The organism is Massilia rubra, from assembly GCF_011682065.1.
Lineage (GTDB): Bacteria > Pseudomonadota > Gammaproteobacteria > Burkholderiales > Burkholderiaceae_D > Telluria_A > Telluria_A rubra.
Genome location: NZ_VUYU01000052.1, coordinates 1 through 12,066 on the forward strand (window position 1 = coordinate 1; position 12,066 = coordinate 12,066).

Genomic DNA, 12,066 nt, shown 5'->3' on the forward strand with positions numbered 1-12,066 from the left:
GCTCCATTCGATGTCCCGTTCAATCGGGTAAGGGGGCTATTGCCCGCGACATCGTGATCGTCACTGGGGAGCTCATGTATCGCCGAACCGGCACTGCGGTGGCAGTTTATGAAACATTCAGGCTAGCGAGCCGGGTCGGTGCCGCCAGCGCGTTGCTGCGGCCCTTGGTTGATGCGATCCGGCGCCATGTACTGGCCGGGGTCAAACTGCACGCAGACGACACTCCGATTCCGGTGCTGGCACCGGGCAATGGAAATACCAAGACGGCGCGTCTGTGGACCTACGTGCGCGATGACAGGCCGAGCGGCGACACCACACCACCGGCTGTGTGGTTTGCCAAACGCCTGACCGCAAGGACATCCATCCGCAAACCGACCTCGGCAACTATAAGGGCGTGCTGCAAGCCGATGCCTATGCCGGCTTCAATGCGCTGTACGAGGATGGCACGATCCAGGAAGCGGCCTGCTGGGCGCACCAGCGTCGCAAATTTTACGACTTGCATGAAGCCGGGCCATCCGCGCTGACGACCGAAGCCTTACGTCGCATCGGTGAACTGTACGCGATCGAAGCAAAGATCCGGGGCAAGCCGCCCAATGAGCGACAGCAGGCAAGGCAAACCGAAGCCAAGCCGCGGATCGACGACCTGGAGCACTGGCTGCGTGGCATGCTTGAGAAGCTCTCACGCGAATCCGATATATCGGCAGCGATCATGTACGCCCTCAACCCCTGGCCCGCACTGGCGTGCTACTGCAATGGGCCTGATCGATAGCGCCTTCTATGCAGTTCGTGTACCTCGGCTCATGATTGACGATTCACGCTTCCTTTCCACGGTCAATTACTCTTCCGCAGTTGCGCTTCACTTTGCTCGCTGTGGCCAGCTCACGGCGGGACTTGCACACGCAGGAGTGCGCCCATGCTGGGCGCACAAACGAAAAGCCCCGCAGCGCTGCACGCTGCGGGGCTTTTTAAGGCGTATCCGGACTGAGGATTTGCCTATACTAACTTAAGGTGCTGGTGCTGGTGCGGCGGCAGCTGGGCACTCTTTTGGTGCCAGTTTAGCGGCAACGGTCGTAGCGCAGCTCCATGCGCCGGTTTCGCCGGTGCTAGCTGTGTCAGCTGCGCGCGACCAGATGATGGTTTTGGCTGCAACGTTGGTGTTGCCTTTCAGGGTGCAGGTGATGGTGCTGAGACCGGTAGGACCGATGCTGGCGGTGATTTCGCAGCGATTGGTCGGGGTCTTCAGGCCGATCTCTTTCACATCGGTGACCGCGGCAGTGATACCTTCTGCCAGCTTCGCTTCGGCTTGAACTTTACCTGGGGTAATTTCAGCCAAGCCTGCAGCAACTTGCGACTTTGAGACGTAGTCCTGGTACGCTGGCAGTGCTACCGCAGCCAAGATACCGATAATTGCAACAACAATCATCAGTTCGATCAGGGTGAAACCAGCTTGCACTTTCTTGACCATTTTCATCGTTTTCATCATATTTCTCCAAGAGTGAATGTGAGCCACGTTTTGAACCACGAATGAATACATGCAAATGCTGTGCCAGCTTCTGAAAACGCCTGCTTTCGCCTTCGGTTCATCTTTTTTGAGGACGGAAGGAGGGGTAGGCCGACAATATTTGACACTACCGTGTCTACAATTCTTGTTACCCCTCCGATTTTTGTCATCAATGACATTTTCCCGTGATGCACAAGCACACGGCACCGATTGCACACCGTCGGAATACGCCGGACGGAGCGTCGTTCTCCGATACAAAGGCATCGCCTGTTTCAACCCTCTTCGTGACGGCGCCATATGCCCGGAGCGACGGATCGCAGACTTTCATCTCGCAAGCGCTGCGTGGCCAGATCACTGCGCCCCGTTACTCTTCCGCAGTTGCGCTTCACTTCGCTCACTGTGGTCAGTTCGCGAGGGACTCTCACCCACAGGAGTGCGCCCATGCTGGGCGCACAAAAAATAGAGCCCCGCAGCGCTGCACGCTGCGGGGCTTCGCAGGGCGTTCGACCGCGAACGCGTCTGATAAGTGTCAGCTGTTAAGGTACTACAACGGCTGGACACGCTTTGATGTAAATTTTGCAGCAACGCTCATTGCGCAGGCCTATGCCACAGCTTCGCCGCTGGACCCGGTCGACGATCTTCCGTTTTCTTATCGCCATGCATTACTCCTCAGGCGGTGTATTTTCCGCCTGAGGAGGTGTCCGGGCAAATTGGACCGCAGCAATTGGACAAGCCGGCGAATAGGCAGGTACGTCAGGAGAGCAGGCTATCGGCCGATCACGGTGCGGGAGCGGGCGGACACTCTTTCGGTGCCCATTTCAACAAGACCGTGGACGAACACGACCATGTACCGCTCACGGCGGTCGCCGCGTTATCCGCCGAACGGGTCCATACTATAGTCTTGCCGTTGATATGGGAGTTACCCTTGAGCGTACATTGGAGCGTTCCCGCCCCGTCGAGGCCTAGTTGCACAGCAATCTCACAACGCGCGGTCGACGCTTTCAAACCGGCTTCACTCTGAGCCGTGATGGCAGCCGTAAGCCCTTCTGCCAATCTCGTCTCAAAAACAACTTTGCCTGGCGAAATTTCAGCTAAACCTGCGGAAACCTGTGACTTTGCCACATAGTCCTGGTAAGCGGGCAGGGCCACGGAGGCCAGAATGCCGATGATGGCTACGACAATCATCAGTTCGATCAGTGTGAATCCAGCCTCAGATTTTTTCACCAGTTTGGACAATCGCATCTTTTTCTCCACGGTAGACAGCATTGCTTATTTCATTCGCATGTCTCTGTGTTGCAATCCTCGTGCCAAGCCCTCGTACCACTATATTCCATCAAACACGTAAAACAAGCCCCTGATGCGCCAATTTTTATTGCATATTGACATTTATTGTTAGTGACATGCGACAATTTTTGCCACATGCGAATTTCTTTTGATTGCCTCGACAAGCAGACTTCATTCCCTCAGCAGGCGAAAGACCATATCGGAGCCCGCCATTTCGATAGCGTCGCCATCGGCCAGACGGCATGGCGCTTTCCCCGGCGCGACGCCGTTGACCAGGGGCGCGACCTCGCCGTCCACATGAGTGAGGTAATATGCACCGTGCTGACGCGTGACGGCAACCACTTGCAATCCCGGTTTGCCGAGCGTCGACAGCGGCTTGGTCAAAGCCAAGCGCTTGCCGGCGTTGGGGCCGGTACGGACCTCGATCACGCCCACCAGGGCCGGGGAATCGACGTCGGGCTCCAGTGCCGCGCGCCGCGGCCCGCCAATGAATTCGAGCTGGAAGCGCGCCACGACGATGGTGTCGTGATCTTCCAGCATATGCTTGGCCACCCGCTTGCCGTTGACATAGGTGCCGTTGGTGCTGCCCAGGTCTTCCACGAACACATCGTCCATGATGAAGTTGAACACCGCATGCGAGCCGCTCATGGCCGGGTGCGGCAGGACGATGTCGTTGTCGGGCTTGCGCCCGAGCGTCATCCGGTCCTTGTCGAGCTCGACCTCTCGTATCACCGCCTGATTGCGCGATATGATAATTTTCGCCACTCTTGCCCTCCGGTGGGTGACCCGCCAACGAGAACGGGGAGCTTGCGCTCCCCGTCATTATTCACTACCTTTGCCTTCGCTTACAAATTACAGCATGGCTTTGAGCAAACGCGCCATTTCCGACGGGTTTTTGGTCGCTTTAATACCGCAGGCTTCCATGATGTCGAGCTTGGCTTGCGCAGTGTCGGCGCCACCGGAAATCAAAGCACCGGCATGGCCCATGCGCTTGCCCGGAGGCGCGGTCACGCCGGCGATGAAGCACACCACCGGCTTTTTCATGTTGTCCTTGATCCAGTAAGCCGCATTGCCTTCGTCAGGACCGCCGATTTCGCCGATCATGATGACCGCGTCGGTATCCGGATCGTCGTTGAACATCTTCATGACGTCGATGTGCTTCAGACCGTTGATCGGGTCGCCGCCGATGCCCACTGCCGACGACTGGCCCAGGCCCAGCGCGGTCAGTTGACCAACCGCCTCATAGGTCAAGGTACCCGAACGCGAGACCACGCCGATGCGGCCCTTGCGGTGGATGTGACCCGGCATGATACCGATCTTGATTTCATCAGGGGTGATGAGACCAGGGCAGTTAGGACCGAGCAGCAGGGTCTTGGAGCCGGCCTTGGCCATGCGGTCCTTGAGCGCCATCATGTCGCGCACAGGAATGCCTTCGGTGATGCAAATTGCCAGGTCGAGTTCGGCTTCGACGGCTTCCCAGATCGCGGCAGCCGCGCCTGCCGGCGGCACGTAGATGACCGACACGTTGGCGCCGGTTTCTTTTTTCGCTTCAGCAACGTTAGCGAAAATAGGAATGCCTTCGAAATCTTCGCCGGCCTTCTTCGGGTTCACGCCGGCAACGAAGCATTCCTTGCCATTCGCGTAATCGCGGCACATGCGGGTGTGGAATTGACCGGTCTTGCCGGTAATCCCCTGGGTGACTACTTTTGTATCTTTATTGATCAGAATCGACATGTTTGTTCCTTCGAATTAGGCCGGATTAGGCTGTATGAGCAGCAGCAGCGGCTACCACGGCCTTGGCTGCGTCTTCCATCGTATCGGCGGCGATGATCGGCAGGCCGGAGTCGGCCAGCATCTTCTTGCCGATGTCTTCGTTGGTGCCCTTCATGCGCACAACCAGCGGCACGGTCAGGGAAACGGCTTTCGATGCGGTGATCACGCCTTCGGCGATCACGTCGCAGCGCATGATGCCGCCGAAAATGTTGACCAGGATGGCTTTCAGGCCTGGATTTTTCAACATGATCTTGAACGCTTCGGTGACTTTTTCCGCTGTTGCGCCGCCGCCCACGTCGAGGAAGTTGGCAGGCTCGCCGCCGAACAGCTTGATGGTGTCCATGGTGGCCATGGCCAGGCCGGCGCCGTTGACCAGGCAGCCGATGTTGCCGTCGAGCGAGATGTAAGCCAGGTCGAACTTGGAAGCTTCGACTTCGGCCGCGTCTTCTTCGTCCAGGTCGCGGTAGGCGACGATGTTCGGCTGGCGATACAGGGCGTTCGAGTCGAAGTTGAATTTGGCGTCGAGCGCGATGACCTTGCCGGAACCGGTCAGGATCAGCGGGTTGATTTCGGCCAGCGATGCATCGGTTTCCCAGTAGGCTTTGTACAGGCCTTGCAACTGAACGCGCGCGTCGGCGATCGATTCAGGCGGCACGCCGATCTTGGCCGAAATCTCGTCCGCTTCGGCGTCGGTCAGGCCGACCGATGGGTCGATCGCGATCTGGTGGATTTTTTCCGGGTTCGAATGGGCAACTTCTTCGATGTCCATGCCGCCTTCGGAGGAAGCCATCAGCACCACGCGCTGGCTGACGCGGTCGGTGACCATCGACACGTACAGTTCTTTCTTGATGTCCGCGCCTTCTTCGATCAGCAGGCGGCGTACTTTCTGGCCTTCCGGGCTGGTCTGGTGCGTGATCAGCTGCATGCCCAGGATCTGTTCTGCGTATTCCTTGACTTGTTCCAGCGACTTGGCGACCTTCACGCCGCCGCCCTTGCCGCGACCGCCAGCATGGATCTGTGCCTTGACTACCCAGACCGGACCGCCGAGCGTCTCGGCTGCTTTTACAGCCTCTTCCACGGACAAGCACGGAATGCCGCGCGGTACCGTCACTCCATACTGCCGGAGGATTTCTTTGCCTTGATACTCATGGATTTTCATGCTGGCTTCCCTTCTTCTGATACTGATTTGTAGAAATACGGTTGAAATGCGGAAAAAAAACGGGAAAGCGAGGCTAACCCGGTACAGCTTTCGCCACCCAGCGCGGATAGTACACCGCGACGGCAGGACCCTCGGCACGCAGGGCATGGCATTTGTCGATCTGGAACGGCCGTTCCGGCAAGGGATCGTGGCCGGGCCCGTCGCGGGTCTGGATCACGTCGTTGGCATAAGCCTGGATCGCCGCCGTCGGCAGGATCTGGGCCAGTTCGCTCAGGTGCGTGCAGCCAAGCACGCCGGACAGCCGCTCTTTGATGCCAAGGCGAAAGCCCTTCATCAAGGACAGACCGATCAATTTTTTGTAAGCCGGCGCTATGGTATCGCAATAGCCCGGGTAGGGAACCGCATCGGACGCGGCTTCGGCATCGACAATGGTCAGTTCGCGGTTGATGGTGATGCGCAGGTGCAGGTTGTGCAGGGGCATGCCGCCGCTTCTGACGCCGGAGGCCAAGGTGACGTCGCGCACTTTGATGTCGGTGATACGGGCGTCGAGATCCCACAGGCCATCATCGCGCGCGTACGCTGCGACTTCGATGGCGCGCGTATGCCGCAGGGCGCGAGGGACGGGAGAAGACAGGGGCATGAAGACAAGACCAATGCCGGAAAATGCGGCGTAAATAGTTGCAGCCGGTGTGCACATCGTGCACGTTGCCGCAGCTTCTACGGCAACAACCGCTCATGCGGCGCTGCTTAAACCCCAAAAGTTTAGCACATGCTTGACTCCAGTTGCGCTGCAACATGGTTTTTTGGGGAAAGATGCGCGAAATTTCATCAGTTGGCGCGATTTTGGGTATCGGTCGGGCGGTGACGCATGTGGCCGCTTCAATGAAGAAGAGCTTGGGGACGGCCTGTCCAGCGACGCATCAGGCCGTGTCCGTTTGTCAGCGCAGTAATCGGCGGGTGCGCCGAAAATCGCGCCGAAGCAAGCACCTTATATAACCGGCAGATATGAAAACCGCTGTCCTTATGGTGTTTGCTTAAGAGATTTCCGGAAAACCGCGTAAATCGCGCCGACAAGGAAGCCGATAAATGTCCACTGTAATATGCAACATAATTCGAAAGCTACGATCGCGCCCACCGTGACATCCGACGGGGCCGATACCAGCGCAGGGAAAAATACTGGCTCCAAGTAAGACTGAATTGGAAAATGGGATGATCGCCAGGTAGCCGAAACTATATCGTACAGCTCCCACAAGCGATCATTTCTGTCAAGTTCATTCAATGAAATTAAATGCTCCAAAATATGATTAAAAATGATCCAAAGCAAATCTAACGAAGAGCACATGGCTGCACAGAAAACAGGCGGAGCCCGCCAGCGCCAACGATTAGTTTTCATATGTATTCAGTAACTCTATCTTCCCGTATTATTGAGATTATCGCGAATTCCGCCGTGATCGCTTTTCGGTCGTCTCGGTGCCTTCGGGTCCCGTTGTTGACAGATCAAATTTTCCGTGTCAACTGCATCATGGTATTGCCCCCTATACCTCGAAAATCCACCTCGTAGATAGCTGTAAGCATGTCCCATTTCATGAGCAATTAATCGCTCTGCCGAAGGTGCGAATTGATTACCATACTCATCTGTGAATGTCAAGGATTCATTCGGATTTATTGTCATAAAAACGGAGGCTCTTGGGAGCGGTCTGCCCAATATCGAGTCAAACAGCCCTGGTGGAGCCTGCTGAATACGAGTTTCGTTTCGCTCCCCCTTGCTGCCCCGCATGATGTAGTACGAAACGTTTGGATCGCTATTCATCGCGTTGATAATAGTACGAGCCTCTGCTGAGCCTTGCGTAACTGCATTAACGTTTGGTTGTATGCTAGGATCGATGACGAGGCTTAAGCCATAGTAATCGATGAAACCGGCTGGATTTCCACTGACATACGCGTAGGTATTGATACCGCCCCCCAGTCCGAGCGGATCGGACTGTATGTAACTGCCCGTTTGGGGGTCATAGTCCCGGTAGTAGTTGTGGAACAGATTCGTATTTCTGTCGTAGTACTGCCCCGGCATCCGCATATTGAACGTAAAGGCACCTGCGCCGTTTGGATTTTCGTTCGGCGGCGTCAAGCCAAACGGATCGCCATTGTCCCAGCGCCAGACAATTTTGTTGTCGGACGTGCGCGTGATCATACGTGGCGTTCCCAAATGATCCGAATGAATATGGAACACATTGATCGCCGTGCTTTGCGCAGGTACGGTACCAGTGATTGTCTGAGTCAATACCGCCACCGGCAGATTGCCCAAGTATACTGTCTCGCGGGTCGCCTTGCCATTGGTGTAGGCATACTCGCCGGCCAGCTTCCCTTGCTCATCATAGACAAACACCCCGCCACCGTAGCCCTGAAAAACACGCTGATCGAGCCCATTGAAGAGCTGGTAAATGGTCATCGCACCGTTCTGGATGCTGTAGGGCCGTCCTCGTCCGCTGTAGGTCACGACAAGGGTGCCATCGCCAGTCAGATTGCCGGCGCCATCATACTTATTGGCCTTGGCCGGAACAGGGCCTGTCGTGGCGGTCAGCTTGTTACTGGCAGGATCGATGGTGTTGGTGTAGCTGTTCGCCCCAAACCCCGCTTTGATGCGATTGCCACTGGCATCGTAGGCATAGGTCTGGGAAACGCCGTTGCCACCATAGCTGATCAGGCGATCAAGTTCGTCGTAGCCGAAGGTCTGGTTAAGACTGGCGGGGCTGGGCGCCGTGCCGGTGCCCGTATGCGTATAACCTTTGATGCGGCTGGCGGCGTCGTAACTGACCGTACGCACGATGCCGTTAGCCGAAGGGCTTCCCAATGTATAGCTGCTGATGCGGCCGTTGAGGTCATAGTTGCGCAGATGCGCGTATTGGCTTGCCGGTACGCTGTTGCCCCACGTCCAGCCCGTCGTACCGCCAAACGGTGCATAGGTAATATTGTCCAGCAAAACGATGCTGCTGCCAGTGTTTGTGCCGGTACCGCTAGCCTGAACGGGATTGAGCACAATGCTGGTGACTTGCCCCGCATTGTTGTAGCCATAATTGACGCGGTTGCCGCTCGGGTACGTCATGCTTGCTAACTGGCCGACGGCATTGTAGGCATAGCTTAGCGTATGGGTGGTGTTGTAGACCCCGCCGATCGTATTCTGCGTTTTGGTCGCCAGTCGCCCCAATTCGTCGTAGGTATAGCTGGTATTACCCGATTCGTCCGTCATCCGGCTCAGTTTGCCGATCGCGTTGGGGACTGGCGTAGCGCCGCCATCGTATTCAAATGTGGTGCTGACCGTACCGGTGTAGTCGATCCGGGTCAGGCGGTTGAGCGCGTCGTAGGTGTAGGTATTCGTTTTACCTCGGCCGTCCACACTCGTTTTCATATTGCCGGCGGCGTCATAAGTCGACTTGGTCAGGCCCGTGTCGGGGCTGCCCAGCTCGGCTTGATTACCCAAGCCGTCGACCGCATAGCGCGTCTCCAGGTTGCGCGGATCGGTTACTGTCGCCAGCTGGTCGATGCCGTCGTAAGCAAGCTTGATGGTCGGGCGTGCGCCGTTGGTTACCGGTTGCTGGATCTGCTTTACACGGTCGAGCGGATCGTAGGCCTGGTTGGTTACCCGTCCGAGGGGATCGGTGATCTCCGTCAGGTTGCCGCCCAAGTCGTACTGGTAGCGGGTGGCTTCGGCAGGCACTGTCTGCGCCGCTGCCACGGTTCCGGTATAGGCGCCCAGCAGGGGCGTATAGGTCATCACAACGATCATTGCGCCGGACGTCAAACGGCTGAGGATACGGCGGGTCATTGTGCTGCTCCGGTTTGGCTCGTCAGACGGCCGGTAATGTCATAGGTGCGGGTGATCTGGCGCGCCAGGTTGCCGTTGGGGTCGCGCACTTCTTCCTTGATCCTGTTGCCGCTCAGGTCGAGCGTATAAATGATGCTCTCGCCGCGATTGTTGGAAATGGAAGTCAAGCGCTGTGCGATGTCGTAGGCATACGTCGTGACACTGTTGTCGGGCAGCGTGACCGTTTTGACCTGGCCGGAAGGCGTGTAGTCATAGCTGGTCGTCTGCGTCGAGGTGCCGTTCGATACGGCTTGCGAGGCAACCCATCCGCGCGGCGTGTAGCTCAGCGTCGTCGTGACGCCGTTCGGTGCGCGAATCGTGCGAACGTGGCCGTGGGCATCGTAGTCCGAGAACGTCGTCGCCTGGTTGGCGGCATTCGTTACCTTGATCAGGTCGCCAGTGGTCGGATCGTAGTCATAGGTGGTGCGGTCGACGATATCGGTACGCGGGCCGGTGACCGTTTTCAGTTGCCCGATGTTGCTATACGTATACGTCCAGGTCCGGATGCTGCCCGTGACTGGCGCACTCAATCCCTGAGCGCCTGTCAAGTCGGTGGTGGCCTGCTCGGACTTGCTGATCAGGTTGCCGGCCGCGTCGTATTTGTACTTCGTAACACGCTTGGGTTCGGCAATAGCTTCCGGCAGGCGGAATTGCGCGTGCCATTTAGTGGTCGTTTTGCGTACTGGCAGTGCGAGCGTTTGTGCGGTCAGCAGCGGGAAACAATCTGCGTTGGCGACGCCTTCAACGCGAGCCGTTTCAAGGTAGCGGGCGTTTTCGTAAGCAAAGCAGCTGTAATTGTTATTGAAATCCTTGGTTTTCGTCACATTGCCGATACTATCGTACGCACGCTCGGCAATTGTTCCGCATTCCACGCAAGGACCGTCAATAGCAGTGGTTTTTGCGATACCGAGCACATACGTGTTGTTGTAAGTCCGTACCGACGTCTGCGGTTTTTCCTGAGCACCGACTTGATGCGTAACGGTTGCTGTCGCGTTGCCAGTGGCGGGGTACGCAAGCGTTACCTTGTCCATTGATTCGCCAACTTGCGACGACGTTGCGCGGCCCGAGCAGTCATAGGTCCAGGTGATGTAACGTTCTTCGTTTTCGTCAATCAAACCGGTCATCAAATTGATAAACGGCGTGGGGCCAAAGCCATTAGAGATTTTATCTGTTAAGTTGGCACACGTGCCACCGCCGTTGATTTTGCTGTCTTCGTTGTAAAAATAGGTTTGACTTTTACCATCTGGGTAAGTGACCTTGGTCAGGTTGTTTGCCTTGCAGGCAAGCGTTTTTTCATTGCCAGGGACGCAGCCGCCCGACAGGCCATCGTATTCGTAGAGATAGGACTGATTAGCCGGATCGATCATTTCGCTGATCCTTCCCTTATTGTCGTACCTGAATTGAAGCTGACGCCCCCAATGATTTGTCACGCACAGCAGACGGCCGGCAGGTAGAAGAACGCCAGGGTGGGCGCTGGCACACGCTGGGGCATTGATAGGAAATCGGCTGGTCGCGGTGTCATTGCTGACCCCGTCACTGTAGGTCAGGACATGCTGAAGTCCATTACGCTCGGTGGTCGATAATAAGGAGCCGGTCCGGCTAAAACGTTCGATACGGTCATTTTTCCCACTGGTGAGAATCCATTCTTGCACGGCAACATCGTCAGTGGCCATGATGGCCACCAGTTGCTCATTGACGTTTGCTTTGCTTGTATAGCTGCCAACGCCGCTTTTTGAAAACAGAATTTGCTTCCCATCCGGGAGCGCGATTGATACAGCCGAAGGTACCTTCTCCACGCTTGGGAAACCACTTACGCACTCGAGTTCGCCACTGTCGAAGCGCCAGCATTGGCCGCTTTTTGGGTCGATATCTTTCAGTTCCGCCCTGAGAGACTTATTAAATGAGTGGGTCCAACGGACCCCGAAGCCACGAATAGTGGTGGGATCAGAATAGATTGGCGAACTGTTGTAAATGCGATTCAGCGTCAAGTCGCTCGCAGACTTTGGAGCTTGGTAGTCGGTGATCACATGCCACATATTGCCCGTTGCTGGTGTGATTGGCTGACCACGGTCGCAGTCGGGGCACTGCGGACCCACATTGCCCGCATCCGCATCTGGGCGGGGCTCGTAACGGCCATGACGGCACTGCCCGGCAGGGGTGAAATAGCGATAGTCTTCAGCTAAGCTACATACATTCCTTCTCCGGACGACACTTACGAAACCGTCATCCTTACCGTACAGTTCATTTGAACACCCTCCAGACTTGGTTTTCAGATAGCCATAAATATGCCAAGTTGTCGATCCCTGGAATTCTATGCCGTCGGCTGTTATCCCGTCAGGATACCAGCTCACCCCCGGTTTACGGCATTCCCTTATACATAAGTCCGTCAGCCCAAGCCATCGCGTAGGGCGCGCAGTGTTTCTGCCGAGGCGTGCACTTGATTTAGCCCTTTCCAAATCGTCTTGACGCCGGGCTCACCGTCGCCGGCAC

General features: G+C 56.6%; 8 protein-coding genes and 1 pseudogene. 1 reads left to right on the forward strand and 8 read right to left on the reverse strand.

Features of this window, described 5'->3' with window-relative positions; all coding sequences use genetic code 11:
• Positions 1–122: 122 nt before the first annotated feature.
• Positions 123–748 (forward strand): annotated as a pseudogene (gene tnpC / locus F0185_RS33595) (IS66 family transposase); the annotation flags it as partial.
• A gap of 255 nt (positions 749–1,003) precedes the next feature.
• On the opposite strand, the gene F0185_RS33600 reads toward tnpC, so the two are convergent.
• The 8 genes from F0185_RS33600 to F0185_RS33635 form a co-directional block, all read right to left on the reverse strand.
• A complete protein-coding gene (locus F0185_RS33600) occupies positions 1,004–1,480 on the reverse strand; it encodes a pilin (protein WP_308625120.1) in 477 nt (158 codons plus the stop codon).
• Between the two features lie 798 nt (positions 1,481–2,278).
• A complete protein-coding gene (locus tag F0185_RS35115; protein WP_308625121.1) occupies positions 2,279–2,767 on the reverse strand; it encodes a pilin in 489 nt (162 codons plus the stop codon).
• A 189-nt stretch (positions 2,768–2,956) separates the two neighbouring features.
• On the reverse strand, positions 2,957–3,550 hold the full coding sequence (locus F0185_RS33610; protein WP_167232968.1) for an FHA domain-containing protein: 594 nt from the start codon (positions 3,548–3,550) through the stop codon (positions 2,957–2,959).
• Between the two features lie 87 nt (positions 3,551–3,637).
• The gene (sucD, locus tag F0185_RS33615; RefSeq protein ID WP_166894617.1) at positions 3,638–4,519 is read right to left on the reverse strand and encodes a succinate--CoA ligase subunit alpha; all 882 of its coding nucleotides are present in this window, start codon (positions 4,517–4,519) and stop codon (positions 3,638–3,640) included.
• 25 nt (positions 4,520–4,544) lie between these two features.
• Positions 4,545–5,717, reverse strand: coding sequence for an ADP-forming succinate--CoA ligase subunit beta (sucC, locus tag F0185_RS33620; protein WP_167232970.1), 1,173 nt, complete (start codon positions 5,715–5,717; stop codon positions 4,545–4,547).
• A gap of 73 nt (positions 5,718–5,790) precedes the next feature.
• Positions 5,791–6,357, reverse strand: coding sequence for a DUF2889 domain-containing protein (locus F0185_RS33625; protein ID WP_167232980.1), 567 nt, complete (start codon positions 6,355–6,357; stop codon positions 5,791–5,793).
• A gap of 768 nt (positions 6,358–7,125) precedes the next feature.
• A complete protein-coding gene (locus tag F0185_RS33630) occupies positions 7,126–9,537 on the reverse strand; it encodes an RHS repeat-associated core domain-containing protein (protein WP_167232972.1) in 2,412 nt (803 codons plus the stop codon).
• The gene (locus F0185_RS33635; protein WP_167232974.1) at positions 9,534–11,927 is read right to left on the reverse strand and encodes a DUF6531 domain-containing protein; all 2,394 of its coding nucleotides are present in this window, start codon (positions 11,925–11,927) and stop codon (positions 9,534–9,536) included. The genes F0185_RS33630 and F0185_RS33635 overlap by 4 nt, the downstream gene beginning before the upstream one ends.
• Between the last annotated feature and the right edge of the window lie 139 nt (positions 11,928–12,066).

Coding starts and splice junctions, on each gene's coding strand:
- F0185_RS33600 (WP_308625120.1), bottom strand. CDS start 1,480: ATGAAAACGATGAAAATGGTCAAGAAAGTGCAAGCTGGTTTCACCCTG.
- F0185_RS35115 (WP_308625121.1), bottom strand. CDS start 2,767: ATGCTGTCTACCGTGGAGAAAAAGATGCGATTGTCCAAACTGGTGAAA.
- sucD (WP_166894617.1), bottom strand. CDS start 4,519: ATGTCGATTCTGATCAATAAAGATACAAAAGTAGTCACCCAGGGGATT.
- sucC (WP_167232970.1), bottom strand. CDS start 5,717: ATGAAAATCCATGAGTATCAAGGCAAAGAAATCCTCCGGCAGTATGGA.
- F0185_RS33625 (WP_167232980.1), bottom strand. CDS start 6,357: ATGCCCCTGTCTTCTCCCGTCCCTCGCGCCCTGCGGCATACGCGCGCC.
- F0185_RS33630 (WP_167232972.1), bottom strand. CDS start 9,537: ATGACCCGCCGTATCCTCAGCCGTTTGACGTCCGGCGCAATGATCGTT.